Source organism: Klebsiella sp. RHBSTW-00484 (assembly GCF_013705725.1).
Lineage (GTDB): Bacteria > Pseudomonadota > Gammaproteobacteria > Enterobacterales > Enterobacteriaceae > Klebsiella.
The window spans coordinates 4,200,330-4,227,260 of record NZ_CP055481.1 but is presented as its reverse complement, the minus strand read 5'-3'; the positions used below and the strand labels follow the sequence as shown (position 1 = coordinate 4,227,260).

Genomic DNA, 26,931 nt, shown 5'->3' with positions numbered 1-26,931 from the left:
CCATAATACATCAGGCGAGGGGCTGCGCCAACGACCACGGGCATTCTGCCGCGCGGTCGGGCAGATTTTAGCCAGTTACGCGGCTATGGAGGTTAAATAACGGCGTATTGCCCGTAAAACGGCCTCTGGTTTTTCTGCATGTACCCAATGTCCGGCTCCGGCAATCACGTGAGCCCGTGCCTGGGGGAATTGAGCCAGCAGAGCCTCACGGTAGGCATCGGTTACGTAGGGTGAGTTACCGCCGGGGATAAACTGCGCCGGATGCGGCCAGGCGGGGATGGTTTGCCAGCCGACGATATTGTCATATTGCTCCCACAATACCGGTACGTTAAACCGCCACTGACCGTCCACAAAGGATTTCAGCAGGAACTGAATGACGCCTTCTTCATGAAGGTGTTCCCGCATAACCGTCGCTGCCTGCTGGCGAGTGGCCGCGTGGGCGTCGGTCACGGCATTGATGGCGGCGAAGATTTCATCATGGCGACGAACGTGATAATCCACAGGGGCAATGTCAATCGCAACCAGCCCCGCAATGCGCTCCGGGGCCAGTGCGCTCAGCGCCATGACCGCCTTGCCGCCCATTGAGTGACCAATAAAGGTCGCTTTTTCTATTTGGTATTCATTGAGTGTATCAATCAAATCCTGAGCCATCGCGGCATAGGTCATCTCTGGTGCGCGCGGGGAAAGACCGTGATTTCGCATATCGACCTGTAAAATATCGTAGTCAGCGACCAGATCCCGGGCGAGGATCCCAAGGTTATCCAGACTGCCAAAAAGGCCATGGACCAGGACGATAGGGGGATTATTGTGCGGATTCTGTGCAGATTGCGCTCGGCTATTTAATTTCATGGCAAAGTTCTTTTTTTCGCTCCGTCGGGTTAGGGTATTATGTTGGACATTCTGCCATCCGGCTGCAAGACCCGGAAGATTTCCGAGTTTTACCGCCATCCTGGTTTGACGCTATCCGCGGTTGGGATTTGTCCTTATAATCCCGACAACTTGTATTCAGAAAAGATATCGTACTGGATTAAGATGAAAACAATTGAAGTTGATGATGAACTCTATAGCTATATTGCCAGCCACACCAAGCATATTGGCGAGAGTGCATCCGACATTTTACGGCGCATGTTGAAGTTTTCCGCCGTTTCCCAGCCTGCCGCACCGGTAGCGAAAGTCGTTCCGGCTCCGGCGCCAACGCCTGTCGTTGAAGTGAAACCCGCCAATCCTCTGAAGGATAAAGTCCGCGCCATGCGCGAGCTGCTGCTATCTGATGAGTACGCCGAACAAAAACGCGCGGTAAACCGTTTCATGCTGGTTCTGACTACCCTCTACTCCTTAGACAGCAAAGGCTTTGCGGAGGCGACCGAGTCTCTGCATGGGCGCACACGCGTCTATTTCGCTGAAGATGAGCGGACGCTACAGAAAAATGGTAATCAGACAAAACCTAAGCAGGTTCCGGGCACGCCGTGGTGGGTTATTACAAATACCAATACCGGCCGCAAATGCAGCATGATTGAACATATCATGCAGTCAATGCAGTTCCCTGCGGAATTGATCGAAAAGGTTTGCGGTACGATCTAGTCATTTAACTTTTGCACCAGAAGGATCAGGCAATGGCAATCGATAAGCGCGCAGGTCAACCTGCGCAACAGAGTGATTTGATTAACGTCGCCCAACTGACCGCCCAGTACTATGTGCTGAAGCCAGAAGTGGGTAATGCGGAACATGCGGTGAAGTTTGGCACCTCCGGCCACCGCGGCAGCGCGGCGCGCCACAACTTCAACGAGCAGCATATTCTGGCGATTGCCCAGGCAATTGCTGAAGACCGCGCAAAGAACGGGATCACCGGCCCATGCTATGTCGGGAAGGACACCCACGCGCTATCCGAACCTGCTTTCATCTCCGTACTGGAAGTGCTGGCGGCGAACGGTGTTGATGTCATCGTTCAGGAAAATAACGGTTTCACCCCGACGCCGGCGATTTCTAATGCGATTCTGGTGCACAACAAGAAAGGCGGCCCACAGGCTGACGGCATCGTCATTACTCCGTCCCATAACCCGCCGGAAGACGGTGGTATTAAGTACAATCCGCCGAACGGTGGCCCGGCTGATACCAACGTGACTAAAGTTGTTGAAAATCGCGCTAACGAACTGCTGGCTGCTGGCCTGCAGGGCGTGAAGCGTATTTCTCTTGATGCGGCGCTGGCCTCAGGTCATGTGAAAGAGCAGGATTTGGTGCAGCCGTTTATCGAAGGGCTGGCGGATATCGTCGATATGGCGGCTATCCAGAAAGCGGGACTGACGCTGGGTGTTGATCCGCTTGGCGGCTCCGGTATTGAGTACTGGAAACGCATTGCTGAGTACTACAAGCTGAACCTGACTATCGTTAACGATAATGTCGATCAGACTTTCCGCTTTATGCACCTCGATAAAGACGGCGCGATCCGTATGGACTGCTCCTCCGAGTGCGCAATGGCAGGCCTGCTGGCGCTGCGTGATAAGTTCGACCTGGCCTTCGCTAACGACCCGGATTACGACCGTCACGGTATCGTGACGCCAGCCGGGTTAATGAACCCGAACCACTACCTGGCAGTGGCGATTAACTACCTGTTCCAGCATCGCCCGCAGTGGGGCAAAGATGTTGCTGTCGGTAAGACTCTGGTCTCCTCCGCAATGATCGACCGCGTAGTGAATGATTTGGGCCGCAAGCTGGTGGAAGTACCGGTTGGTTTTAAATGGTTCGTTGATGGTCTGTTCGACGGTAGCTTCGGCTTCGGCGGCGAAGAGAGCGCGGGCGCTTCGTTCCTGCGCTTCGATGGTACGCCATGGTCTACCGATAAAGACGGCATCATCATGTGCCTGCTGGCGGCAGAAATCACCGCGGTGACCGGGAAAAACCCGCAGCAGCACTATGATGAACTGGCGGAGCGCTTCGGTGCGCCAAGCTACAACCGTCTGCAGGCTTCTGCGACCTCTGCACAGAAAGCAGCGCTGTCTAAGCTCTCTCCGGAAATGGTAAGCGCCAGCACGCTGGCGGGTGACCCGATCACCGCGCGCCTGACTGCGGCTCCGGGCAACGGTGCGGCAATTGGCGGTCTGAAGGTGATGACCGAGAACGGCTGGTTTGCCGCGCGTCCGTCAGGTACTGAAGACGCTTACAAAATTTACTGTGAAAGCTTCCTTGGCGCTGAGCACCGTCAGCAGATTGAGAAAGAAGCGGTGGAGATTGTCAGCGAAGTGCTGAAAAACGCGTAATTATTAGCCATGATAATCAGGCCCTTTTTAGGGCCTGTTTTTTTCGCAAGGAGTGCGATGAAACTGAAACGCAAAAAAGTCTTTTGGTTTTGGGCTGGGATGGATCTTTTTTATCTCATTGAGTTTGTCAGCTGGAACCTCTACCACCGGCGCGTACCGTTCTACGACGATATCCTCGCATATATCCAACTTCTGCATACCTACGGCTCCGCAGCCGCGTGGCTGTTTCCGCTTAATTTCTTGTTGATAACCAGCATTCCCGTGTCGATGGTTCTTTTCTTGCGTCAGAGCCGTTATGCCCTGTGGCTGACGTGGGCGCAAACGCCATTGCGGCTGGTCTTTATGCTGCCGTCGCTTTCGCTGGTGCTATGGATGCTGCGTGAAATGGGGTCCAAGGGGGTAGCGTTCTTTATCGGGCTCTTACTGCTCTCGGAAGCGGCGAAAGTGGTGACGCTATGGCGCTGCCGTAAGGTTTGACCACGAGGTTATTTGACCTGCTATTACGACAATACAGACTATGTGCATCCTGCGGTGACTGAATCGGGCACAAACGGGTATTATTTTTTTGACCGGGTTTGCCCATTCTATAGATTGACGTTGAGTGCCGGGGCATCAATGAAGTTATATTTTGCTATCTTTGTCACAAAATCCCACCTTAAAAAATGCAACTTACTTTAAATGTATGACTAACTTCAAATTAAAAAAAGCTGAACGCTTGTTTTGATTTTGTATGATTTGAATCACTTAATGATATGGATGATTTTGTTACATTTATGTCATTAAATCCTGGATGCTTTCTTGAGAACTTATATGTTACAAGTTAAACGTCACTCATTAATTCTGGAATTTGTCGTTGAAAATGGTTGCGCTAGAGTCAATGAATTGTCGCGAATATTTGGCGTGTCTCCGGAAACTATTCGTCGAGATTTAACGGTGCTCGCCAAAAATAAAAAATTAGTCCGTAGCTTTGGCGGCGCGATGATTTCAGATAATAACGCATCTTTTTTAGATGTAGATAATCCCACAAATAATGGGAATTTTGTCGACAAAGCTGAAGCATTTATTAAGCGAACAAAAGAGCAACCAGAGCGAAAAATGCGCATTGCCAAAAGCGCATTACAGTACATTCATGAGCATGAATGCATTATTATGGATAATAGTAGTTCATGCTGGTTTTTAGCACGGCAGTTGCCCGATATCGAACTGACGGTAATTACCAATTCATTAAATATTATTCAGACATTAGCCTGCCGAAAGAAAATAAGAATTGTCAGCGTGGGTGGTGAGTATTCTGAAAGACACGGCGATTTTCATGGGCCAGTAGCTGAATTTATTATTAATAACTTTAAGGTCAATAAACTGTTCTTTTCATGCCAGGGCCTTGATTCAGGCCTGGAAATCAAAGATAGCAATGAAGTCAACGTGCGTCTGAAACAAGAAATGCTGAAAGTGGCCGACCAAAAAATTCTGATGGTCGATAGCAGTAAGTTTGAGCGCTATTCATTATATAAAATATGCGACCTGGCAGATATTGATGTTCTTATTACTAATAAGCTACCAAAGGATATCTATCGTCAGGAATGCCTTGAAATCGTAGAGACCAGTTAAACTCTCTACGTAATAATACATTTGCATCATCATCTCACGACTCTTGTGCCAGGTGGAGGATAATTGCGTCAGCAATACTATCCATCTTCATTACTTATCCGAAAATGAGGTTTACGATGGAACAATTACCTGAAGATATGAAAGCTGTTGTGTGCCATGGTCCCCAGGATTATCGCTTTGAAAAGATTACGCGCCCGGTAGCACAAGAAAAAGAAGTGGTTATTAAAGTTGATGGCTGTGGAATATGTGCTGGTGATTGCAAAGCCCAGGACGGCGCACCGATGTTTTGGGGTGAAAACCCGTGGGTGAAAACGCCAGTGGTGCCAGGACATGAATTCTATGGCCGGGTTGCTGAATTAGGCCTCGGCTCGGCAGAAAAATATAAATTAAAAATTGGCGACCGTATTCTGGCGGAGCAGATTGTACCTTGTCATGAATGTCGTTTCTGTAAAACCGGGAAATACTGGATGTGTGAAACCCATGATATTTATGGTTTTCAAAAGGATGTTGCCGATGGTGGTATGGCTGAATATATGCGCTTCTCCGAAAGAGCGATTATTCACAAAATTCCCGAATCATTAAGCGAAGAAGATGCAGCGCTTATCGAACCGATGGCCTGTGCTATCCATACGGTACGCCGTGGGGATATCGATCTGGATGATGTTGTTGTTATCGCTGGTGCCGGCCCGCTGGGTCTGTGCATGGTGCAGGTCGCGCATCTTAAGACGCCGAAAAAGCTGGTGGTGATCGACACCATGGAAGACCGTCTGGCGCTGGCGAAAGAGTTTGGGGCGGATGTGGTTATCAATGCGGCCAAAGAAGACGCCATTGCCATTGTTAAAGCCATGACTGAAGGCTACGGTTGCGATGTCTACATTGAAGCTACCGGCGCGCCAATTGGCGTTACTCAGGGACTGGAGATGATTCGTAAGCTAGGTCGTTTTGTCGAGTTCAGCGTGTTTGGTAAAGAAACCACCGCTGACTGGTCGATCATTGGCGACCGCAAAGAGCTGGATATTCGCGGTGCGCATCTTGGCCCGTACAGCTATGAAATCGCCATCGATCTCTTTGAGCGCGGCCTGCTGACTGCAAAAGGCGTCGTCACTCATTTCTATTCTATCGATGAGTGGAAAGCGGCGTTTGAAATGGCCAAATCGCTCGATTCTATTAAGGTCGTGATTAAACCATAAAAACGTAATTCTTAAATATACCCGTCATACTTCAAGTTGCATGTGTGTTGGCTGCGCTCGTTCACCCGAATCACTTACCATAGTAAGCTCATCGGGATTCACTCTCTTGCCGCCTTCCTGCAACTCGAATTATTTAGGGTATAGCACCATTTATTTTAATTATCATCCGCTTTGAAATGGATGCGGCTAAATAAATACTGGATTTGTATCATGGTGATAACTGGGGTAAATATCGGTGGCCTGGTGAAGTCTACCGGTCATTAATTTATTGCTCAGGCTATCAGGCAACATTCGTACCATGAAAACGCTAAAGGATAATCTTTATCCTTTAGCGCATAACTCAAAAAGGAGACATTGAATGCCTGTAAAATTAAATACGAAAGCATTACTCTCAGGACTTCTGGCGATGAGTATGGTCGCCTGCGTTAATGCTAAGCCGCTAACTATCGGCATGTCGTTCCAGGAATTGAATAACGAATATTTTGTCACCATGAAAGAGTCGCTTGAACAGTCGGCAAAAGATATTAATGCCACTGTATATACTGCGGATGCTGCGCATGATGTCTCCAAGCAGATTAGCGACGTTGAGGATATGCTGCAGAAGAAAATTGATATCCTGCTGATCAACCCGGCTGACAGCGTAGGCGCGGAAACGGCGGTTCTGGCGGCGAAAAAAGCAGGTGTGGTGGTGGTAGCGATTGATGCTCAGGCAAACGGGCCGATTGACTCATTTGTCGGTTCCAAAAACTATGACGCGGGCTTTATTGCCGGTGAGCATTTAGCCAAAGCACTGGGTGATAAAGGCAACGTCGCGATTCTCGATGGTATTCCCGTGGTGCCTATTCTGGAACGCGTTCGTGGTTTTGAAGATGCGATGAAAAAGCATCCTAATATTAAAGTCATTACCAAACTGAACGGCAAACAAGAACGCGATACCTCCATGAGCGTGACGGAAAATATGTTGCAATCTAATCCAACGCTCAACGGTATTTTCAGCGTTAACGACGTCGGTTCTCTTGGTGCGCTGGCGGCTATTCAGTCTTCCGGCCGTGATGTGAAATTAGTTAGCGTCGACGGTTCGCCGGAAGCGGTAGCTGAAATTGCCAAAGGCAATACGCCATTTATTGCGACTGCAGCGCAGTTTCCGCGCGACCAGTTACGTATCGGTTTAGGCATTGCTCTGGCTAAACACTGGGGCGCGAATATTCCGAAAGAGATTCCTGTTGATGTGAAGCTTATTGATAAAACAAACGCCAAAGATTTCCATTGGTAAGAGCGTTATTACTCCATAACGGCTCGCGATTGAGTTCGTGGGCCGTCGTGGATTCTTATTAAAGTATGGCACGATATATTATCGTGCCGTCATGGAGCGATGTTTATGCCCAGCTTACTGGAAGTCAAAAATGTCAGTAAAAGCTTCCCCGGAGTCAAGGCGCTCGATAATGTCAATATTACCCTTGGGCGAGGGGAGGTGCATGCTTTACTTGGTGAAAATGGCGCGGGTAAATCCACGTTGATGAAAATCCTCTGTGGGATATATCAACCGGATACCGGCAACATTTTTATTGATGGCAAGCAGCAGCATTTTCATAATTATCGCGATGCCATTCAGTGCGGTGTTGGGATTATTTTTCAGGAATTTTCTCTTATTCCCTATCTTAATGCCTATGAGAATATTTTTCTCAATCGCGAAAAAGTGAATCCATTTGGTTTATTAGACCGTAAAACCATGCGCCGTGAGGCACTCAGGATCTTTAAAGAGCTCGGCGTGTCGCTGGATCCCGATGAGCAAATTTGCCATCTCAGCGTGGCTGAGCAGCAGTTCGTGGAAATTGCCAAAGCGCTCTCGCTGGATGCCCGCATTCTGATCCTCGATGAACCGACTGCCACCTTAACCCCAAGCGAAGCCGAACACCTTTTTCGCGTAATGCGCGATTTAAAAGCGAAAGGCGTGGGCATGTTCTTCATCTCTCACCATCTTGAGGAAATCTACGAGATTTGCGACAGCCTGAGCATCTTGCGTGATGGGAAATACATCGGTTCAGCGAAGGTTGATGATATCGATCTCGCGGAGATGATCCAGATGATGGTTGGCCGCGAGGTGGAGAATATCTATCCGGAGCGACGGACGCTGGAGAATCATGATCTTCTGCTGGACGCGGAAATTCAGCTTACCGAAAGCAGCAAAGTGAACCGATTAACGCTGCGCAAAGGCGAAATCTTAGGCCTCGCCGGGCTGGTGGGGTCAGGGCGTTCAGAAGCGATTCTGGCGCTGACCGGTGCGGATAAATGCTTTAAAAAACATGTCCGTCTGGCGGGAAAAGAGGTCTCGATAAAGTCCACCGATCAGGCTCTGCGGCTGGGCATTGGCTTATTGCCTGAAAGCCGTAAAACTCAGGGGCTGGTGCTAGGTTTTTCAGTTAAAGATAATATCTGGCTCAACAAGCATACTTGCCACTATTCGCTTATTCGCGATGGCGAAGAGCGTAAAACGGCTGAGCATTTAATTCGTCACGTTGGGGTAAAAACGCCTGATGCCTTTACCGCAGTCGGAACATTAAGCGGTGGTAATCAGCAGAAAGTCGTTATTTCCCGCTGGTTAAATCATGATGTCAATATTTTGATTTTTGATGAGCCAACTCGCGGTATTGATGTAGGGGCTAAATCTGAAATCTATCAAATTATGCGCAATCTTACTGAACAAGGTATTTCGATAATTATGATTTCATCGGAGTTACCGGAAGTGATTGGCGTTAGCGACCGCGTCATGGTTTTCCGCGATGGCGATATCGTTGCCGAACTTGAAAATGAAAATATCAATTCCACGGTCATTATGCTGCATGCCGCCGGTAATATTATTTAGGGAGTCTTAAATGAGTAATGAAAATGCATCATTAGCGCCAGTTGCATCTCCTGATAAAAATAAAAAAATCCTCCATGGATTATTAAAGATGCCCGCGTTCCTGCCGTTTGTCGGTCTGGTATTACTGTTTTCCTGTATGGCTATTTTTAATGATTACTTTTTAACAGTAGATAACCTCTCGACCGTCGCCCGTCAGGTTTCAATTAATGCCATTATCGCCATCGGAATGACGTTTGCGATTCTGACCGGCGGTATCGACCTCTCCGTCGGCGCGGTGATGGCGCTGGCCGGTACGCTGATGGCTGGGTTAATGAAGTATTATGGCTTAGACCCATGGTTAGCCATCCTTATCGGCTTGTGTTCCGGTGTGGCTTTTGGCGCGATTAACGGCTTTTTAACCGCTTATGGCAAGATGCCGCCCATTATCGTCACTCTCGGGGCGATGATTATTGCTAAGGGCCTGGCGCTGATTTATACCGGTGGCTATCCGATCTCTGGATTACCTGATTCATTTGCCTTTTGGGGCCGTGAATATCTGTTCGGTATTCAGGTGCCGATTATTCTGATGGTGATTTTATATATCATCTTTTATATCGTCCTGAACCATATGCCGTTCGGTCGTTATGTCTACTCCCTGGGGGGGAATGAAGAGGCGGCACGCCTGAGCGGCCTGCGGGTTAAATATTATAAGTTGCTGGTCTACGTTATTAGTGGTTTTACCGCGAGTTTCGCCGGGCTTATTTTTACCTCGCGCGTCATGAGCGGTCAGCCTAATGCCGGCGTTGGTTTTGAACTGGATGCTATTGCCGCAGTTGTGCTCGGCGGCGCGTCTATTGCCGGTGGGCGAGGAATGATTATTGGTACGTTAATTGGCGCGATGATGCTCGGGGTACTGAATAATGGCTTAAATCTTCTGGGGATCTCGCCTTATGTCCAGTACGTAGTGAAAGGGCTCATTATTTGGGGCGCTACTTTTATTAGTTCTGCCAGACGTTAAGAGCCTATCTCATTAGGGCTATTTTGCTTGCCACTTTGAACCTGGGCAGTGCTCAGACAAAACTCACAGAGTTTTGAACGCCCTTCAGGGCGGCCCGAAGGGTGAGCGGAGCGAATCATCCTCACGTACTACGTGTACGCTCCGGTTCTTCCGCGCTGTCCGTGTTCAAACTGTCTGCGCCAATAACGCCTACTGGGATAGGCTCTAAATCATTTTCATTGTGGGGTGAAGGGATATGAATTTTATCGGAGTCGATATCGGCGGGACGGTGACCAAAGCCGGTATCTATAATGAACTAGGGCAAGAGATCCACGTCGCGTCGCAATATGCGCAGGTGTTATCCGATCAACCGGGTTTTACCGAGCGAAATATGCATGAGCTTTGGGATACCGTATGTAACGTCATTAAAAAAGTGATGTATGAAAGCCAGGTGCCACCGTTAAGTATTGGCGGGATCGGTTTTTCCTCGCACGGTAAGGGGCTTTACGCGATTGATAAAAAAGGCGAACCGGTACGCAATGGGATTATTTCATCTGATACCCGGGCGCTTGAGTTTGTCAAAAAATGGTATCGCGAAGGTATCGACAAACTGGCCTATCCAAAAGGATTGCAGCAGCTGTGGACCGGACATCCGGTGTCGCTGCTGGCGTGGCTTAAAGAGTATGAGCCGGCCAATTACGACAGAATCGATGCCGTTTTGATGGTCCACGACTACATCCGTTTCCGCCTGACCGGCGAAGCGACGGCAGAAATCACCAATATCTCCGGCAGTAATTTTTATAACCAGTTCACCTCCCGCTACGACAGCGACATGATGGCGCTATTTGGCATTGAGGAAGTGGTGGATAAAACCGCGCCGGTGGTGAACTCAACGGATTGCGTGGGTCACATTACTCTGCAGGCATCACTGGACTGCGGGCTGTGTCCTGGCACGCCGGTTTTTGGCGGCTTTTTCGATGTGGTTGCCTCAGCCGTTTCTTCGGGGATTGATCGGGCCGATACCCTCAGTGCGGTAGCCGGTACCTGGAGTATTGCCACCTCGGTGACGGATAATATTATTGCCAGCGACTTCCCGTATATCTGGGGAAAATACTGCATTCCGGGGAAATATTTTGTTCATGAAGGCAGCCCTACCTCGGCAAGTAATCTGTCCTGGTTTGTGAAACAGTTCTTTCCTGACGATGACCACTGCTACGACCATTTCGAAAGCTGGATTGCAGAAGATACCGACAGCAATCTGGTCTTTTTACCGTATCTGTTTGGTTCCAATCTGGCGATGGATCTCCCCGGTGCGCTGGTCGGCCTGGCGGGTCATCACACCAAAAAAGACATTATTGCGGCCATCTATCGCGGGATCGTCTTTTCCCACCTGGTGCACCAGGACCGCATCATTGAACTCAATCAGGATATTCAAAAAATCCGCTTCACCGGCGGACCGAGCCAGTCGAAAGGCTGGACGCAGATGTACGCCGATGCCTCCAACCTCCCTCTGGAAGTGGTGGATATTGAACAGGCCGGATGTCGCGCGGCTGCATTATGCGCGGCTGCCGGAACCGGTGCCTATGCCAACTTCAGCGAAGCTATCCAGGCGACGCAGCCGGAAGTCGTTTGTTACCAGCCGGATGCCAAACGACATCAGCAGCTGCGTGAAGGCTATGACCGCTACTTGCAGGTCGCACAGAGCCTGGCCAATGCGACGGGAGCAGCGCGATGAAACCCAGACTTGGTATTTATGAAAAGGCACTCCCTGTCGCGCTAGACTGGCCAAAACGCTTCGAATTGGCAGCAAATCTGGAGTTTGATTTCCTCGAAATCTCCGTTGATGAGAGTCCGGAACGCCAGGCCCGACTGCGCTGGAATCGGGGCCAGAGGCTGGCGTTCGTTGCCGACAAAATCAACAGCGGCATCGATGTGCCGAGCATGTGCCTCTCCGCGCATCGCAGCCATCCTTTTGGCAGCGTCAACCGTGATACCCGGCTAAAGGCGCGCGAACTGATGCTTGATGCGCTGGACTTTGCCAGCCACGTCGGGATCCGCAATATCCAACTGGCAGGCTATGACGTTTACTACGAATCCTCCTCCGCGCAAACTCGCGAATATTTTATTGAAGGGATTAACTGGGCGGTGGCTGAAGCGGCGAAGGCGCAAATCATGTTGTCGATGGAGATCATGGACACCGCCTTTATGAGCAACATCTCCCGCTGGCTGGATCTGGAGCGCAAGGTATGTAGCCCGTGGTTCTGCGTCTATCCGGACGTTGGCAACCTAAGCGCGTGGCAAAATGATGTTCCTGAAGAGTTGAGTAAGGGCATTCATAAAATCAGCGCCATCCATTTGAAGGACACCCAGCCCGTTTCACACGCCTCGCTGGGGCAGTTCCGCGATGTGCCGTTCGGCACCGGCTGCGTGGATTTCAGCGAGATCTTCCGTTCGCTTGCCGCGCTGAACTATCGCGGCGCATGGTTGATTGAGATGTGGGCCAAAAATGACGGGCTGGATAGCGAGAGAATTGCTGAGGCCAAAGCGTGGTTAACGGATAAATACCAGCAGGGTTTTCTTGCCCCGCAGTATGAAGTTAATGTGAATTCAGGAGTGAAGTATGCTGGATAAACTCAAGCAGACGGTTCTTGACGCCAATCTGGCGCTGCCGAAATTTAATCTTGTCACCTTTACCTGGGGCAACGTCAGCGGCATCGATCGCGATGCGGGGCTGGTGGTGATTAAGCCTTCCGGCGTGGAATACGATGTGATGTCGGCTGACGATATGGTGGTGGTTGAACTGGCGACCGGGCGAGTGGTGGAAGGGCGCTATAAACCCTCATCCGATACCCCGACGCATCTTGAACTGTATAAAGCGTTTAGCGGCGTGGGCGGGATCGTTCATACCCATTCGCGCCACGCGACGATTTGGGCGCAGTCGGGCAGGCCGCTGCTGGCGATGGGGACGACGCATGCGGACTATTTTTATGGGCCGATACCCTGTACCCGTCCCTTGAGCGATGATGAAATTCGCGGCGATTATGAAACCAATACCGGCCATGTGATGATTGAAACGTTCAGAACGCAGGATATCGAACCTCTCAGCGTGCCTGCCGCACTGGTGCATGGTCACGGCCCTTTTGCGTGGGGAAAAGATCCGGCGAACGCGGTGCATAATGCGGTGGTGCTGGAAGAGATTGCCTATATGAATATGTGGACCCGGCAGTTGGTGAGCGAGGAGCAGCCGGTTTCGTCGACGCTGCTGGATAAGCACTATTTACGCAAGCATGGGGCAGGGGCCTATTACGGGCAATAATCGTGGGAATCTCCCGGAGGCGGCGCGATGCGCCTGTCCGGGCTACCTGACCGGCAGACGGCGTTGAATCCGTAGCCCGGCCAAGCGCAGCGCCGCCGGGTTGAACCCCCGGAGGCGGCGCGATGCGCCTGTCCGTATATGGACACCTCCCGTGATGCAAGCTATTTTTTGTGTGAGTCACCAGGGTAAGTTGCGTTCGTATATCCGGCCTCTCGTTCGGTACCGTCGTACCCGGGCCATGATGTGTTCTGCGCACCTGCTTCCTTTCGGGCTATCGGCTTTGCTTCGCAGGGAGCCTTCGGACAGGCCGGATTTCTCAGGTGCTGGTCTTACCGGTTACTCATCACGCTAAATCGCTTCGCAATCTCACGACAGGGTTACTGCTCTTTTTACTGCATGGCTCACGGGGCGTCGGTTAACCGGCGACCCGTGAGCCATGGTAATCTTCTCCGCGACTCATCACCGCCCACGCTATCCGCACATTCTTGTTCGCCAGCGCCACCGTCGCGATATTCCGGTTCCGTCTTTCCGCCACCGACTGCAGCCACTGGCTCCGCCGGTCTTCTTTGCCTGCACATGTCTTCAGAACTGACCGTGCCCCGTGGATGACCAGCGTACGCAGGTAGCTGTCACCCCGCTTGCTGATATGCCCCAGCTGCTGCTTACCGCCGCTTGAGTGCTGCCGGGGAACCAGCCCCACATAAGCCGCCATCTCCCGACCGTTCTTAAACTGCGTCGCGTCACCCAACAACGCCACCATCGCGCTGGCGGTTATCACGCCGATACCTTCTATTTTCATCAGCCGCTGGATGCAGATATCTTCCCGCGCCGCCTCTGCGAGCCGCCGGTCATGCCCCGCCACCCGGTCATCCAGCATCCGCAGCTCTTCGGCCAGCTCGCACAGCAGGCGCATAAACCGGTCATCCCACTGCTCCTGCTGTGACAGTATCTCCGGCAGCGCCTTACGCAACTGGCTGATGCCGACCGGCAGCACCACGCCGAATTCGCCCAGAAAGCCCCGTATCTCGTTGCACAGCGCCGTGCGGCTTTTTATCACTCTGGCCCGCACGCGATGCTCAGCCTGAAGAGTCTGCTGGCGCTCTGTCTTAACCGCGACGAAGCGCATGGCGGGGCGGCTGATGGCTTCACAGATGGCTTCGGCATCGTTGGCATCATTCTTGTTGCCCCTGAGGTAGGGCTTAACAAACTTCGGGGGAATAATGTGCACGGTATGTCCCATGCGGGTGAGTTCGCGGGCCCAGTAGTGGGATGATGCGCAGGCTTCAATCCCGATGGTGCAGGGAGCCAGCTGAGAGAAATAAGCGTGCATGTGGGCGCGGCGAATAGATTTTCGTACGACGACATGCTCATGGTGATCCACGGCATGGATCTGAAAGACATTTTTTGCCAGGTCAAGACCGATACGTTTAATATTCATGGTGGACACCTCCTCCTGTGGACTGCAGGTAACACTTCCAGTCTGGCACGTTCTGATGCCGTAAGGTGGGAGGTGTCCATCACATCGGGCTACCTGATCGGCAGACGGCGTTGAATCCGTAGCCCGGCTAAGCGCAGCGCCGCCGGGTTGAACCCCCGGAGGCGGCGCGATGCGCCTGTCCGGGCTACCTGATCGGCAGACGGCGTTGAATCCGTAGGCCGGCCAAGTGCAGCGCCGCCGGGTTGAACCCCCGGAGGCGGCGCGATGCGCCTGTCCGGGCTACCTGATCGGCAGACGGCGTTGAATCCGTAGCCCGGCTAAGCGCAGCGCCGCCGGGAAACAATCGACACGCGATCGCAACCTGGGGCAATGGCTACGGCATAAACCGGTAGCCGATCCCCGTTTCGGTCAGCAAATGCTGCGGTCGCGCCGGGTCAACCTCCAGCTTTTGCCGCAGGTGTCCCATATAAATCCGCAGATAGTGGCTGTGCTCCACCGCATTCGGCCCCCAGACCTGATTGAGCAACTGCCGCTGGGTCAGCACCTTACCGGGATTATTCAACAGCACCGCCAGCAGGCGAAACTCAATTGGCGTCAGATGGATCTCTTCGTCGCCACGTACGATGCGGCGGGCAGGAATATCAACTTCAATATTGGCAAAGCGCACCAGCGGCTCGTCGGCCTGAGCGCCAGCATGGCGGCGCAGCGCCACGCGTAAACGCGCCTGCAGCTCGCCAATACCAAAAGGTTTACTCAGATAGTCATCGGCACCGGCGTCGAGAGCGGCGATTTTATCCTGCTCCTCGGTACGTGCCGACAGCACGATAATCGGCATTTGGCTCCACTGGCGAACCTCGCGAATAAACGTATTGCCGTCACCATCGGGCAGACCAAGATCGAGAATGACCAAATCCGGCTTGCGGGTGGCGGCCTCAATCAGCCCGCGTTGCAGCGTTTCTGCCTCAAATACCCGCATGCCGTCGGCTTCCAGCGCGGTGCGCAGAAAGCGGCGGATAGCGTTTTCGTCTTCGATGATCAAAACGTTAATCACATTTCCTCGGCTAACTCTTCCAGTTCAGGGGGCGCTTCTCGCGGCAGTGTAACACGGAAACAGGCACCGCCTTCCGGACGCGTCGCGCCGCTAATCGTCCCGCCGTGGACTTCGACAATGGCCTCACAAATCGCCAGCCCCAGCCCCACGCCGGGAATTGCCGACTCCTTATTGCCGCGGGCGAATTTATCAAAGATAGCCTGTTCCTGCCCCGCAGGGATACCGGGCCCGTTATCCCACACCTCCAGAAACAAATTATGCGGGTCGGTATGCGCCGCAATGCCGATTTGTGCTTGCGGCCCGGCGTATTTCACCGCGTTTTCCAGCAGATTAATCAGCACCCGTTCAAATAGCGGCCCGTCAACGTGCACCAGCAGCAGCGGGTTCGGCAGCACAAGCTGAATATGCCGACCGCCGAGTCCCGGCTCCAGCATACGCAAAGCGCTACCGACCACCTCTTCCAGGGTTAACCACTCTTTATGCAAATTAAAGCCGCCGGACTGGATCCGCGCCATATCGAGCAGATTATTGACCAGCCGGGTGGTGTTCAGCACATGCTGGCGAATCTCATTGGCCTGCGGGGCATGTTTCGAACCCTCGCTGGCGAGATCGAGCGTCAGGATCTCCGCCTGACCAAACAGCACCGTCAGCGGGGTGCGCAAATCATGTGACAGCGCCGCCAGCAGCGAGTTGCGCAGGCTCTCCCTTTCGCTATTCATCCGGGCCTGCTCTTCGCTGGCGGTTAACGTCAGCCGCTCCAGCGCGCTGGCGACCAGCAGGGTGAAAGTTTCCAGCAGACGCTGTTGTTCGGGGATCATTAGCTGGCGCAAATTATCCGGTTCTACCACCAGCAATCCCCAGGTACGGGCGGCGCTTTTTAGCGGCAGAATCTGATAAGGCACGCCGGGCAGGGTGTCGGTACCGGCTCCGGCGGGCTGGCCTTTATCGAAGCTCCAGCGGGCAATGGCGTCATCCCAGGTGATGGCTGCGGTTTGCTGGGTCAGCGGCGAGAGTCTTCCGGCATCATCGGGCAGCAGCAGCTGGCTGCGCGCCTGAAACGTCGAGGCAATAAATCGCTCGCTGGTGGTGGCGATATCCTCATGGCTGCGGCCCACCGCCAGCGCTTTTGACATTTCGTAAAGATGACGGGTGCGTCGTTCGCGATAGCGTGCCACCCGCGCCTGATAACGCACGCCAGCGGTTAGGTTGCCGATAAGCAGTCCGACGGTCAGCATCACGCCAAAAGTCAGCAGATACTGCACATCGGAAACCGCCAGCGTACCGCGCGGCGCAACAAAGAACAGGTCAAAGCTGACCACGTTAATCACCGTCGCCAGTACCGACGGCCAACGGCCATACACGAGGGCGATAATCACCACCCCGAGCAGATACAGCATCACCAGGTTGGCGGCCTCAAAAGCCATTAGCCATTGCATCGCCACCACGGTAATGACCGCGCACAGCGCGATAGCGACCACGCAGCCCTGAACCTGCAAACGCCATTTTTCCATCGCCGTGCGGCCATCGCTGGCGCGAGCGGGCAGAGGAGCGGTTTTTTCATCCAACGCGATGACGACCAAATCGAGATCCGGCGCGTGCCGGGCCAGACGATCGGCGAAGCCGCTGCGATCCCACCAGCGTCTTTTTTGCTGGCGGCCAATCACTATTTTGCCGAGGTTATGCTCGCGGGCGTAGTGCAGAATGGCCTTCTCTTCCGAAGGATCGGAGAGAGTGGCGGTTTCTGCGCCCAGCTCCTGCGCCAGCCGGAGCGCCGCAAGAATCGCCCGCCGTTTGGCTTCCGGGAGCCGGTGCAGAGAGGGGGTTTCAACGTAAACTGCATGCCAGACGCTGCCCAGGCGAGCCGCCAGTCGGGCGGCGGCGCGAACCAGCTTTTCGCTGCCGGTATTATGGCCAATGCACAGCAAAATGGCGTCGCGAGTGTGCCAGACCTTTTCCTGGCCCTGTCGGTCGCGCCAGGCGCGCATCTGCTCATCAACCCGATCGGCGGTGCGGCGCAACGCCAGCTCGCGCAGGGCGATCAGGTTGCCCTTGCGAAAGAAGTTCTCAATTGCCCGCTCGGCCTGACCGCCGATATAGACTTTACCTTCATTAAGCCGCTGGCGCAGATCGTCGGGGGGAAGGTCAACCAGCACCACATCGTCGGCGGCGTCAAAAAACGGGTCGGGGACGGTTTCGCGCACCTGTACGCCGGTGATGCCGCTGACCACATCGTTAAGGCTTTCCAGATGCTGGACGTTGACGGTAGTAAAAACGTCAATGCCGGCTTCGAGCAGCTCTTCAACGTCCTGCCAGCGTTTAGGATGCCGCGAGCCGGGTGCGTTACTGTGCGCCAGCTCATCGACCAGGATCAGCGCTGGACGGCGGGCCAGCGCGCCGTCAAGGTCAAACTCTTTAACGTAGCGCCCGCGATGGGAAAGGCGGCGCAGGGGGAGGGTGCTCAACCCTTCCAGCATCGCCGCCGTCTCTTTACGCCCATGGGTTTCCGCCACGCCAACCAGAATATCCAGCCCCTGGGCGCGCAGCCGCTGCGCTTCCGCCAGCATCGCCCAGGTTTTACCCACCCCCGCGCAGGCGCCAAAAAACACCTTCAGTTTTCCGCGATGCGCAGAGGCGGTGTGTTGTAACAGGCGGTCAGGGTCCGGACGCAGCGGCTCGTCACTCATTTCACTTATCCTTCAGGGCATCCAGCGACATATTCAGCTGCAGTATATTTACCACAGGTTGGCCGAGAAAACTGAGCAACGGTTTTTGCGTTGCCTCATTAACCAACTGGCTGACTTGTTCAACGCTGAGCTGTCGTGCTTTGGCGACGCGAGGTACCTGCCACAGCGCGGCGGCCGGGGTCAGGCTGTAATCCAGCCCGCTCGCTGAAGCGGTCACCAGTTCAACCGGCACTGTCGGATTCGCATCCGGGTTGGCGTCGCGCAGGGCCTGCACCCGTTCGCTGATGGCTTTATCCAGCGCCGGATTGCTGGCGGCAAGGTTGCTGCCGCCGGAAGCCAGCGGGTTATCCGCCACCTCCGCCGTGGCGGATGGGCGGCCCTGGAAATAGCCCGCAGCGGTAAAGTTCTGCCCGATCAGGCGGGAACCACGCACTTCGCCGTCAATGCGCACCAGTGAGCCGTTGGCCTGCTGCGGAAACCACCACTGTCCCAGCGCGGTGGTTAATAGTGGATAGACGCCGCCTGTGATGAGCGTTAACAGAATAAAAAGTACAAGGGCCGGACGAATTATTGACATGATTATCTCCTTACAGCAGCCCGGTCAGGGTCAGTAACAGGTCGATGGCTTTGATACCAATAAACGGCACCAGCAGCCCGCCGAGACCGTAGACCCACAGATTACGGCGCAGCATCGCCGAGGCCGACAGCGGCTTATAGCTCACGCCTTTCAGCGCCAGCGGGATCAGAAAGACGATAATCAGCGCGTTAAAAATCACCGCGCTTAAAATCGCCGAGGAGGGCGAGTGCAGATGCATCACGTTAAGCATCGCCAGCGGTGGATAGACGGCGGCAAACGCGGCCGGAATAATGGCGAAATATTTCGCCACGTCGTTGGCGATACTGAAGGTGGTTAAAGAGCCACGGGTCATCAGCATCTGTTTGCCGATATGTACCACTTCAATCAATTTGGTCGGGTTGGAGTCGAGGTCAACCATGTTGCCTGCCTCTTTTGCCGCCTGGGTACCGGAGTTCATCGCTACCGCCACGTCGGCCTGCGCCAGCGCCGGGGCATCGTTGGTACCGTCACCGGTCATCGCCACCAGTCGCCCTTCAGATTGATACTGGCGGATCAGCGCCAGCTTGGCTTCCGGCGTGGCTTCGGCAAGGAAGTCGTCCACTCCGGCCTCTGCGGCAATGGCGGCGGCGGTCAGGCGGTTATCGCCAGTGATCATCACCGTTTTAATCCCCATTTTGCGCAGTTGAGCAAAACGCTCTTTGATACCGCCCTTGACGATATCTTTGAGTGAAATAATCCCCAGCACCCGTTCGCCTTCGGCAACCACCAGCGGCGTTGCGCCGAGGCGCGCGACCTCTTCAACCTGTTTTTCGACATCGGCCGGGAAGTGACCGCCGTTGGCTTCCACGTGGCGACGAATGGCGTCGACTGAACCTTTGCGGATCATGCGTTGGTCGATATTGATGCCGCTCATCCGCGTTTGCGCGGTAAACGGCACGAAGGTGGCGTGCAGTGATTGCAGATCGCGCTCGCGCAGATTAAAGCGCTGCTTCGCCAGTACCACGATACTGCGGCCTTCCGGGGTTTCATCTGCCAGCGAAGAGAGCTGGGCGGCATCGGCAAGGGTTTTCTCCTCCACGCCCTGGGCGGGCAGGAACGCCGAGGCCTGGCGGTTACCAAGGGTGATGGTGCCTGTTTTGTCCAACAGCAGCACGTCGACATCGCCCGCCGCTTCGACCGCGCGGCCGCTGGTGGCGATCACGTTAGCACCGAGCATCCGGCTCATCCCGGCGACGCCGATGGCTGACAGCAGGCCGCCGATGGTGGTTGGGATCAGGCACACCAGCAGCGCCACCAGTACAGTTACGCTCACCGCGTTACCGCTCCAGGCGGAGAAGGGCCAGATGGTCGCGGTGGCTAACAGAAAGACAATCGTCAGGGCGATCAGCAGGATCGTCAGCGCAATTTCGTTTGGCGTTTTGCGACGCTGGGCCCCTTCAACCATAGCGATCATCCGGTCAAGGAAGGTTTCGCCGGGGTTAACGCTACAGCGGATCACCAGCCAGTCGGAAAGAATACGCGTCCCGCCGGTCACCGAGGCGAAGTCGCCGCCGGATTCACGGATAACCGGCGCAGATTCGCCGGTTATGGCGCTTTCATCTACCGATGCGCCGCCTTCGAGAACTTCGCCATCGCAGGGAATAATATCCCCCGCCTCGACCAGCACCACGTCGCCTTTGCGCAGCTCTTCGGCGGGAACGTGATCAATTTGCGCATCGTGCTGCGGGGCGCGTAGCTTGCGGGCAAATGAGGTCTTTTGTACCCCTTTAAGGCTATTGGCCTGCGCTTTACTGCGGCCTTCAGCCATCGCTTCGGCGAAGTTGGCAAACAGTACGGTGAACCACAGCCAGAGACTGACGGTGGCGGTAAACCCGGCGCTACCCGCGATCTGCCCGCTCGCCATGGCGATGGCGAGCAGGGTGGTTAACAAGCTGCCAATCCAGACGATAAACATCACCGGGTTACGCCACTGTACTGACGGGCTAAGTTTTTTCACTGCGTCCAGCAGCGCCTGGCGCACCAGCGTCGGCTCCAGCAGGGCTAATGGTTTGCGACTCATAACAGGTTGCTCCGCAATCGCTTAAAGTAAGGAAAAGTGTTCCGCCAGCGGGCCGAGTGCCAGCGCGGGAATAAAGGTCAGCGCGCCAACCAGCAGTACGGTGCCGATCAGCAGGCCGATAAACAGCACGTCATGCGTGGCGAGCGTACCGGTACCGGTGGGCTGAATTTTCTTGTTCACCAGCGAACCGGCAATCGCCATCACTGGAATAATGACCGCGAAGCGACCGACCAACATGCAGAACGCCAGCAGCAGATTCCAGAACGGCGTTGCTGCGCTTAAGCCGCCGAAGGCGCTGCCGTTGTTATTCGCCGCTGAGGTGACGGCGTACAGCACTTCGCTGAAGCCGTGCGGACCGGGGTTAAACATCCCCGCGCGCCCGGCCTCGGTCATCATCGCCAGCGCCGTGCCGAGCAGCACCAGCGTTGGCGTAACCAGAATGGCCAGCGCAATCATCTTCATTTCGCGGACATCGATTTTCTTACCGAGGTACTCCGGTGTGCGGCCAATCATCAGCCCGGCGATAAATACCGCCAGCATCACGAACAGCAGCATGCCGTATAGCCCTGAGCCAACGCCGCCGAACACCACTTCGCCAATCTGCATTAACCACATCGGCACCATCCCGCCCAGTGCGGTAAAGGAGTCATGCATGGCGTTGACCGCCCCGCAGGAGGCGGCGGTAGTGACCACGGCGAACAGGCTACTGGCGAGAATACCGAAGCGGCTCTCTTTGCCTTCCATATTTAGACTGCTGTCGGCACCAAGGCTTAACAGGTGCGGGTTGCCGCGAGTTTCGGCCCACATGACTACCGCCACGCAGACGATAAAGATAAGCGTCATTGCCCACAGAATTGCCCGTCCCTGACGGCGGTCGCCCACTACCTCACCGAAGGCAAAACACAGCGCCGCCGGGATCAAAAAGATCGACAGCATCTGCACCATGTTGGTCAGCGCGGTCGGGTTTTCAAACGGGTGCGCCGAGTTGGCGTTAAAGAAGCCGCCGCCGTTGGTACCGAGCATTTTAATCGCTTCCTGCGAGGCGACCGGCCCCATCGGCAGCATCTGGCGTACCCCTTCCAGCGACGTAAAACCCTGGTACGGCGCGAAGCTCTGCGGCACGCCCTGCTGAATAAAGAACAGTGCAATCAGCAGCGAAATGGGTAGCAGCAGCCAGAGGGTGATGCGAGTCAGATCGACCCAGGCATTGCCAAGCGTGCTGACTTTCTGCCGGGCGTAAGCGCGGGTAAGGGCAAAGACCACCGCGATGCCGGTGGCGGCGGAGAGGAAGTTTTGCACCGCCAGCCCCGCCATCTGGCTGAGGTAGCTCATGGTGGCTTCCCCGCCGTAGGCCTGCCAGTTGGTGTTGCTGACAAAGCTCACCGCCGTATTCAGCGCCAGATCCCAGGACAAGCCGGGCAGATGCTGCGGATTGAGCGGCAGGGAGCCCTGGAACATAAGCAACGCAAACAGCGTCACCAGACCCAGCGCGTTAAACAGCAGGATGGCGAGTAAGTATTGATACCAGTTCATCTCCTGCGAACGAATGCCCACAGCCCGCCATAATCTGCGTTCGATACCGGCAAGTCCCGGTAACGGGACATCGTTGATCATGGTCGCCAGCGCTGTTCCCAGCGGACGAGCCAGGAGCATCAGCAGCAGAATAAAGCTCGCGATGAGTAAAAATCCTTGAGCTGCCATCAGAATGCCTCCGCGTGTATCAGGGCATAAACCAGATAAACCAGCAACAGGAACACCAGCGCTATGCCAGCGATTACGCCTGCAGTCACAATCCACCTCCGGGTGTCTTTTTGATTTACGAGGAGGATAGAAAGTCGGGTGCAAAGATTTCGCAAAAATTAGCTGCAAGGGTGTAAAAAAAATATAAAAATCACCAATCCCTTAATTTAACTAATGGTTAGTATTAATTTAACTTCTATGTAACTAAGTTACCGGGTGAATGTAAATAAAGGCTAAATAAGTGCTTTTTAGTGGTCGGATGAGTAGTAAAATTACAGCCAAAGCGGTACTATTTTAACCAGAGACACATTGATACTTTACCGGCGTTGATTGCCGGCCTGACAAAGGGGAGAGAAATTATGGCGTTGTACAAAACTTATCCTGCTCACGTAATCTTCGCGCGTCGCACTTTCGCCGTTGTGGCTGGCGTGGCGGCGCTTCCGGTGATGTTGTTCTGGAAAGATCGCGCACGTTTTTACAGCTGGCTGCACCGTGTGTGGTCAAAAACCAGCGACCAGCCGGTATGGATGGCGGAGGCGGAAAAGGTCTCCGCAGATTTTTACTGATATCCACATATCGTCTGAACGTTGTAAACCGCTGGTTCGTCCGGCGGTTTTTTTTTGCCTGTTGTGGCTTACACTTATTACTCCTGATGATACAAGGAGCCATAATGAGCGACGACTGGCTGGAAGACGATAACAAAACCCGCATTTACACCTTACGTGAACTGGATAATCTGCGCCGCGATGGGCTGACCCGGGGCAAACTGGTGGATTTTCATAGCCGCTACAAGCTGATACTGCTGGCGCATTCACAACCTGAATACCGCCAGATTGGGCCTTTTGTGGCAGCCATCGCCGACTGGCCTTCGCTGGACGCTTTCTTTGACGCCTATCGTGAGCGTCTGGTGACGCTGCTGGCTCATCCCTCCACCCGGCAAAACCATACTAATGTGCTCATGCACGTTCAGGGTTATTTCCGCGAACATCTCACTGCCCAACAGAAGCAGGCGTTGACTGCACTTATCGACGACTATCGTTTGGGAAAAGAGCCGCTGCTTGCGGCGGTGAATCAGCTCAAACACTATATGGCCGAATTTCCGGACGCTTATCTCTCCGGTCAGCGCTACTTCACCGGCTGGCCGCAAGCGCTGGACGAATAAAAAATAACTGATTGCAGGAGTTTTATGACCACCCATCTGGTCTGGTTTCGCGCGGACTTGCGCGTTCACGATAACCTGGCGCTTGCTGCTGCCTGTCGCGATCCTCATGCTCGCGTGGTGGCGTTGTTTATCGCCACGCCGGGACAATGGCGTCAGCACGGCATGGCACCGCGTCAGGCGGCATTTATTGTCAGCCATCTTGATAGCTTACAAATGGCGCTGGCCGAGCGGGGGATCCCGCTGCTCATTGAACATGCGGAGGACTTCGCCGCCAGCGTGACGCTGCTATCTGAAGTCTGTAAGCAGCAGCAGGTCAGCCATCTTTTCTACAATTACCAGTATGAAATTAATGAACGCCAGCGCGATGCGTTAGTCGAGAAAAACTTACAAGGCGTGATATGTCAGGGCTTTGATGACAGTGTGCTGTTACCACCCGGCAGCGTGCTGACCGGCAATCGCGAAATGTATAAGGTGTTTACACCGTTTAAAAATGCCTTTATTCGCCGCTTAAAGGAGGCGCTGCCGGAGTGCGTTGCTGCGCCGAAAGCCCGCGTCGGTGGGGCAATAGATGCAACGACTGAAGTGAAAATAGACTATTCGCAGACGCCGTTTGATAGCGACCTGTTTGCTGCGGATGAAAAAGCCGCTATCAATCAGCTACGCCGTTTTTGCCAGCAGAAGGCCGCCGATTATGATGAGCAGCGCGACCTTCCGGCCATCGAGGGGACCAGCCGACTGTCGCCGTGCCTGGCAGTTGGCGTGCTTTCACCGCGTCAGTGCCTGCATCGCCTGCTGGTGGAGCAGCCGCGAGCGCTGGAGGGTGAAGCGGGGGCGGTTTGGCTCAACGAACTTATCTGGCGCGAGTTTTATCGCCACCTGATGGTTTACTACCCGAACCTGTGTAAAGGGCGACCTTTTATTGCCTGGACCGATAACGTGGCGTGGTTGGATGATAAATCCGCGCTGCAGGCCTGGCAGCGCGGGCAAACCGGTTTCCCGATTGTCGATGCCGCCATGCGTCAGCTTAATACTACAGGGTGGATGCATAACCGCTTGCGGATGATTGTCGCCAGCTTCCTGGTGAAAGACCTGCGAATCGACTGGCGATTGGGGGAGCGCTACTTTATCGAACAGCTGATTGATGGCGACCTGGCGGCGAACAATGGCGGCTGGCAGTGGGCGGCGTCAACTGGCACCGATGCTGCACCTTATTTCCGCATTTTTAACCCGACGACCCAGGGAGAGCGGTTTGATAAATCCGGGCAGTTTATTCGTCACTGGTTGCCGGAGCTGGCCAATGTACCGGAGAAAGCGGTGCATCAACCGTGGCTGTGGGCGGAGAAAAATGGCGTGACGCTGGATTACCCGCGCCCGATTGTCGATCACAAACAGGCGCGGCTGGAGACGCTGGCGGCCTGGGAAGCCGCCAGAGAACTTAAGACTCCAGCGCCAGACGACGAGCTCTGACCTTCACGGAGTGGTACAGCCAGATAACCAGTACCAGGCCGACGCAGGCCAGCGAGCCCCAGGTGATCTGGCTGAACACCTCGATGTAGGCGTTAATGGAGTAGTTGACGGCCCCGGCGGCGTCGAACGAACTTTGTGAGGTTTGGTCGGCAATCACCCCCGCCAGATAGTTGGCGATAGCCCCGGAGAGCAGCATATAGATGCCGGTCAGTACGCCGGTCACGCCGGGGATCTCAATACGGGTAATTTGCGACATCGCCACCGGGTCGATAAACAGCTCGGCGAAGCCCATCACCGCCAGCCCCAGCACCATCAGCGGCATTGAGGATTGCCCGTAAGCCGCCGACCAGCGCGCGCTCAGCGTCAGGATACAAAAACCGGCGCTCATCAGGCCGAGGCCCAGCGCGAACTTGCCCCAGATACGCACGGTACGGTTGCCGTTGATATTCTCTTTCACCAACCACGCCAGCACGACCCCGCAGAGCATGACCGCAAAGGCGTTGACCGACTGGAACATCGCCGTCGGTATCTCGTAGCTCATAAAATGGCGGTTCACAAAGCGGTCGATATACAGGCTGATTGAACTGCCGCCCTGCTGCGCAAATGCCCAAAACAGCAGGCTGAAGCAGGTCAGCACCATAATCAGGCGCAGCTCTTTACGCTGTTTGGCAGTCTCTGCGCGCAGGTAGATACGCGCCAGAACCGTCAGGCCAATAATCGTCGCCACAATTAGCGCATACACCGACCACTCCTGCCAGAACAGCACGGTAATCAACAACGGCGCCGTGACCAGCAGTACCAGCAGCCAGGCCCAGTTTGGCAACACGAAATTCCGCGCCCGCAGCGCTTCGCGATTCACGCCCCGGGTGTGGCGGAAGTGTTGATTGCCGCAAAGGAAAATCACCAGCCCGGCGATCATCCCGACCGCCGCCAGGGCGAAGCCCATTGCCCAACTGTACTCTTCCTGCACGTAGCCACAGGCGATTGGCGCAATGATCGACCCCACGTTACCCGCGGCATACATCAGCGAGAAGCCGCCATCGCGACGCGGATCGGTGGGTTCGTACAGTTCGCCGAGCAGACAGCTGACGTTGGATTTAAACAGCCCGTAGCCGCAGACGATAATCGCCAGCGACAGATAAAGGAAGGTGGGAGCGACTTCGCTGGCCCCGAGCACCAGATGACCGACAGCCATCAACAGGGCGCCAATCATCACCGCCATGCGGTTGCCGAGCAGCTTATCGGCCAGAAAGCCGCCGAGAATAGGGGTAACGTAAACCAGAGAGCAGTAGGCGCTGAACAGTTCGTACGCATGGTTATCGTCATACTTAAGCTGATTGGTGAGATACAAAATCAGCAGTGCGCGCATACCGTAAAAACTGAAATATTCCCAGATTTGCAGCGCGACGACGTAATAAATCGCCCGCGGCTGTGAAGATGATGTGTTCATTTAACGTTCTGTCCTGCCATAAAAAGGAAAGTCGATCTTTCTGCATGAATAGCCATTAACTAGTGATATTCATGGCCTTATAGGCTTTCTGGTTAT

At 54.4% G+C, this 26,931-nt stretch carries 23 protein-coding genes; 14 read left to right on the top strand and 9 right to left on the bottom strand.

Annotation, left to right across the window (positions count from 1 at the left end):
* Positions 1 to 75: 75 nt before the first annotated feature.
* Positions 76 to 849: an esterase gene (gene ybfF / locus HV213_RS20020; RefSeq protein WP_181483033.1), complete on the bottom strand. Its 774-nt coding sequence runs from the start codon at positions 847 to 849 to the stop codon at positions 76 to 78.
* A gap of 183 nt (positions 850 to 1,032) precedes the next feature.
* Here ybfF and seqA point away from each other — a divergent pair, with 183 nt between their 5' ends.
* The 11 genes from seqA to araD all read left to right on the top strand — a co-directional run bounded on the left by seqA (position 1,033) and on the right by araD (position 13,207).
* Positions 1,033 to 1,581 carry a replication initiation negative regulator SeqA gene (seqA, locus tag HV213_RS20015; protein WP_181483032.1) on the top strand — a complete coding sequence of 183 codons (549 nt, stop codon included), beginning with the start codon at positions 1,033 to 1,035 and terminating at the stop codon, positions 1,579 to 1,581.
* Positions 1,582 to 1,613: 32 nt separating this feature from the next.
* Positions 1,614 to 3,254: a phosphoglucomutase (alpha-D-glucose-1,6-bisphosphate-dependent) gene (pgm, locus tag HV213_RS20010; RefSeq protein WP_181483031.1), complete on the top strand. Its 1,641-nt coding sequence runs from the start codon at positions 1,614 to 1,616 to the stop codon at positions 3,252 to 3,254.
* 57 nt (positions 3,255 to 3,311) lie between these two features.
* Entirely contained in the window at positions 3,312 to 3,731 is a 420-nt protein-coding gene (locus HV213_RS20005; RefSeq protein WP_181483030.1) for an arginine:ornithine antiporter, read from the top strand.
* 333 nt (positions 3,732 to 4,064) lie between these two features.
* The gene (locus tag HV213_RS20000) at positions 4,065 to 4,862 is read left to right on the top strand and encodes a DeoR/GlpR family DNA-binding transcription regulator (protein WP_181483029.1); all 798 of its coding nucleotides are present in this window, start codon (positions 4,065 to 4,067) and stop codon (positions 4,860 to 4,862) included.
* A 116-nt stretch (positions 4,863 to 4,978) separates the two neighbouring features.
* A complete protein-coding gene (locus HV213_RS19995) occupies positions 4,979 to 6,052 on the top strand; it encodes a zinc-binding dehydrogenase (protein ID WP_181483028.1) in 1,074 nt (357 codons plus the stop codon).
* Positions 6,053 to 6,458: 406 nt separating this feature from the next.
* Complete coding sequence (locus HV213_RS19990; protein ID WP_227016027.1) at positions 6,459 to 7,325, top strand: ABC transporter substrate-binding protein; 867 nt, start codon at positions 6,459 to 6,461, stop codon at positions 7,323 to 7,325.
* A gap of 105 nt (positions 7,326 to 7,430) precedes the next feature.
* On the top strand, positions 7,431 to 8,915 hold the full coding sequence (locus tag HV213_RS19985; RefSeq protein WP_181483027.1) for a sugar ABC transporter ATP-binding protein: 1,485 nt from the start codon (positions 7,431 to 7,433) through the stop codon (positions 8,913 to 8,915).
* Positions 8,916 to 8,925: 10 nt separating this feature from the next.
* Positions 8,926 to 9,912: an ABC transporter permease gene (locus tag HV213_RS19980; RefSeq protein ID WP_181483026.1), complete on the top strand. Its 987-nt coding sequence runs from the start codon at positions 8,926 to 8,928 to the stop codon at positions 9,910 to 9,912.
* 235 nt (positions 9,913 to 10,147) lie between these two features.
* Positions 10,148 to 11,626 carry an FGGY-family carbohydrate kinase gene (locus HV213_RS19975; protein ID WP_181483025.1) on the top strand — a complete coding sequence of 493 codons (1,479 nt, stop codon included), beginning with the start codon at positions 10,148 to 10,150 and terminating at the stop codon, positions 11,624 to 11,626.
* Positions 11,623 to 12,522, top strand: a complete 900-nt coding sequence (locus HV213_RS19970) for an L-ribulose-5-phosphate 3-epimerase (RefSeq protein WP_181483024.1) — start codon at positions 11,623 to 11,625, stop codon at positions 12,520 to 12,522. The genes HV213_RS19975 and HV213_RS19970 overlap by 4 nt, the downstream gene beginning before the upstream one ends.
* Positions 12,512 to 13,207: an L-ribulose-5-phosphate 4-epimerase gene (gene araD / locus HV213_RS19965; RefSeq protein WP_181483023.1), complete on the top strand. Its 696-nt coding sequence runs from the start codon at positions 12,512 to 12,514 to the stop codon at positions 13,205 to 13,207. The genes HV213_RS19970 and araD overlap by 11 nt, the downstream gene beginning before the upstream one ends.
* Positions 13,208 to 13,622: 415 nt before the next feature.
* On the opposite strand, the gene HV213_RS19960 is transcribed toward araD, so the two are convergent.
* The 7 genes from HV213_RS19960 to kdpF form a co-directional block, all read right to left on the bottom strand.
* Positions 13,623 to 14,645: an IS110 family RNA-guided transposase gene (locus tag HV213_RS19960; RefSeq protein ID WP_181482734.1), complete on the bottom strand. Its 1,023-nt coding sequence runs from the start codon at positions 14,643 to 14,645 to the stop codon at positions 13,623 to 13,625.
* Between the two features lie 373 nt (positions 14,646 to 15,018).
* Positions 15,019 to 15,696, bottom strand: a complete 678-nt coding sequence (gene kdpE, locus HV213_RS19955) for a two-component system response regulator KdpE (protein ID WP_181483022.1) — start codon at positions 15,694 to 15,696, stop codon at positions 15,019 to 15,021.
* Complete coding sequence (gene kdpD / locus HV213_RS19950; protein ID WP_181483021.1) at positions 15,693 to 18,380, bottom strand: two-component system sensor histidine kinase KdpD; 2,688 nt, start codon at positions 18,378 to 18,380, stop codon at positions 15,693 to 15,695. The genes kdpE and kdpD overlap by 4 nt, the downstream gene beginning before the upstream one ends.
* 1 nt (position 18,381) lies before the next feature.
* A complete protein-coding gene (kdpC, locus tag HV213_RS19945) occupies positions 18,382 to 18,957 on the bottom strand; it encodes a potassium-transporting ATPase subunit KdpC (RefSeq protein ID WP_181483020.1) in 576 nt (191 codons plus the stop codon).
* 10 nt (positions 18,958 to 18,967) lie between these two features.
* Positions 18,968 to 21,016 carry a potassium-transporting ATPase subunit KdpB gene (kdpB, locus tag HV213_RS19940; RefSeq protein WP_181483019.1) on the bottom strand — a complete coding sequence of 683 codons (2,049 nt, stop codon included), beginning with the start codon at positions 21,014 to 21,016 and terminating at the stop codon, positions 18,968 to 18,970.
* A 21-nt stretch (positions 21,017 to 21,037) separates the two neighbouring features.
* Entirely contained in the window at positions 21,038 to 22,717 is a 1,680-nt protein-coding gene (gene kdpA / locus HV213_RS19935; protein ID WP_181483018.1) for a potassium-transporting ATPase subunit KdpA, read from the bottom strand.
* A complete protein-coding gene (gene kdpF / locus HV213_RS19930; RefSeq protein ID WP_181483017.1) occupies positions 22,717 to 22,806 on the bottom strand; it encodes a K(+)-transporting ATPase subunit F in 90 nt (29 codons plus the stop codon). Before kdpF ends, kdpA begins: the two co-directional genes overlap by 1 nt.
* 309 nt (positions 22,807 to 23,115) lie before the next feature.
* On the opposite strand from kdpF, the gene HV213_RS19925 reads away from it, so the two are divergent.
* The 3 genes from HV213_RS19925 to phrB all read left to right on the top strand — a co-directional run bounded on the left by HV213_RS19925 (position 23,116) and on the right by phrB (position 25,385).
* The gene (locus HV213_RS19925) at positions 23,116 to 23,322 is read left to right on the top strand and encodes a YbfA family protein (RefSeq protein WP_181483016.1); all 207 of its coding nucleotides are present in this window, start codon (positions 23,116 to 23,118) and stop codon (positions 23,320 to 23,322) included.
* Positions 23,323 to 23,426: 104 nt separating this feature from the next.
* Complete coding sequence (locus HV213_RS19920; RefSeq protein WP_181483015.1) at positions 23,427 to 23,918, top strand: DUF1722 domain-containing protein; 492 nt, start codon at positions 23,427 to 23,429, stop codon at positions 23,916 to 23,918.
* A gap of 24 nt (positions 23,919 to 23,942) precedes the next feature.
* Positions 23,943 to 25,385 (top strand): deoxyribodipyrimidine photo-lyase, encoded by a 1,443-nt coding sequence (phrB, locus tag HV213_RS19915; RefSeq protein WP_181483014.1) that lies wholly within the window; start codon positions 23,943 to 23,945, stop codon positions 25,383 to 25,385.
* Here the strand turns inward: phrB and dtpD are convergent.
* Positions 25,354 to 26,835: a dipeptide permease DtpD gene (gene dtpD / locus HV213_RS19910; protein WP_181483013.1), complete on the bottom strand. Its 1,482-nt coding sequence runs from the start codon at positions 26,833 to 26,835 to the stop codon at positions 25,354 to 25,356. The genes phrB and dtpD overlap by 32 nt on opposite strands.
* Positions 26,836 to 26,931: the final 96 nt, after the last annotated feature.

Bases quoted from the DNA above. Each gene is read 5' to 3' on its own strand.
- ybfF (WP_181483033.1), bottom strand. From the start codon at position 849: ATGAAATTAAATAGCCGAGCGCAATCTGCACAGAATCCGCACAATAAT.
- seqA (WP_181483032.1), top strand. From the start codon at position 1,033: ATGAAAACAATTGAAGTTGATGATGAACTCTATAGCTATATTGCCAGC.
- pgm (WP_181483031.1), top strand. From the start codon at position 1,614: ATGGCAATCGATAAGCGCGCAGGTCAACCTGCGCAACAGAGTGATTTG.
- HV213_RS20005 (WP_181483030.1), top strand. From the start codon at position 3,312: ATGAAACTGAAACGCAAAAAAGTCTTTTGGTTTTGGGCTGGGATGGAT.
- HV213_RS20000 (WP_181483029.1), top strand. From the start codon at position 4,065: ATGTTACAAGTTAAACGTCACTCATTAATTCTGGAATTTGTCGTTGAA.
- HV213_RS19995 (WP_181483028.1), top strand. From the start codon at position 4,979: ATGGAACAATTACCTGAAGATATGAAAGCTGTTGTGTGCCATGGTCCC.
- HV213_RS19990 (WP_227016027.1), top strand. From the start codon at position 6,459: ATGAGTATGGTCGCCTGCGTTAATGCTAAGCCGCTAACTATCGGCATG.
- HV213_RS19985 (WP_181483027.1), top strand. From the start codon at position 7,431: ATGCCCAGCTTACTGGAAGTCAAAAATGTCAGTAAAAGCTTCCCCGGA.
- HV213_RS19980 (WP_181483026.1), top strand. From the start codon at position 8,926: ATGAGTAATGAAAATGCATCATTAGCGCCAGTTGCATCTCCTGATAAA.
- HV213_RS19975 (WP_181483025.1), top strand. From the start codon at position 10,148: ATGAATTTTATCGGAGTCGATATCGGCGGGACGGTGACCAAAGCCGGT.
- HV213_RS19970 (WP_181483024.1), top strand. From the start codon at position 11,623: ATGAAACCCAGACTTGGTATTTATGAAAAGGCACTCCCTGTCGCGCTA.
- araD (WP_181483023.1), top strand. From the start codon at position 12,512: ATGCTGGATAAACTCAAGCAGACGGTTCTTGACGCCAATCTGGCGCTG.
- HV213_RS19960 (WP_181482734.1), bottom strand. From the start codon at position 14,645: ATGAATATTAAACGTATCGGTCTTGACCTGGCAAAAAATGTCTTTCAG.
- kdpD (WP_181483021.1), bottom strand. From the start codon at position 18,380: ATGAGTGACGAGCCGCTGCGTCCGGACCCTGACCGCCTGTTACAACAC.
- kdpC (WP_181483020.1), bottom strand. From the start codon at position 18,957: ATGTCAATAATTCGTCCGGCCCTTGTACTTTTTATTCTGTTAACGCTC.
- kdpB (WP_181483019.1), bottom strand. From the start codon at position 21,016: ATGAGTCGCAAACCATTAGCCCTGCTGGAGCCGACGCTGGTGCGCCAG.
- kdpA (WP_181483018.1), bottom strand. From the start codon at position 22,717: ATGGCAGCTCAAGGATTTTTACTCATCGCGAGCTTTATTCTGCTGCTG.
- HV213_RS19925 (WP_181483016.1), top strand. From the start codon at position 23,116: ATGGCGTTGTACAAAACTTATCCTGCTCACGTAATCTTCGCGCGTCGC.
- HV213_RS19920 (WP_181483015.1), top strand. From the start codon at position 23,427: ATGAGCGACGACTGGCTGGAAGACGATAACAAAACCCGCATTTACACC.
- phrB (WP_181483014.1), top strand. From the start codon at position 23,943: ATGACCACCCATCTGGTCTGGTTTCGCGCGGACTTGCGCGTTCACGAT.
- dtpD (WP_181483013.1), bottom strand. From the start codon at position 26,835: ATGAACACATCATCTTCACAGCCGCGGGCGATTTATTACGTCGTCGCG.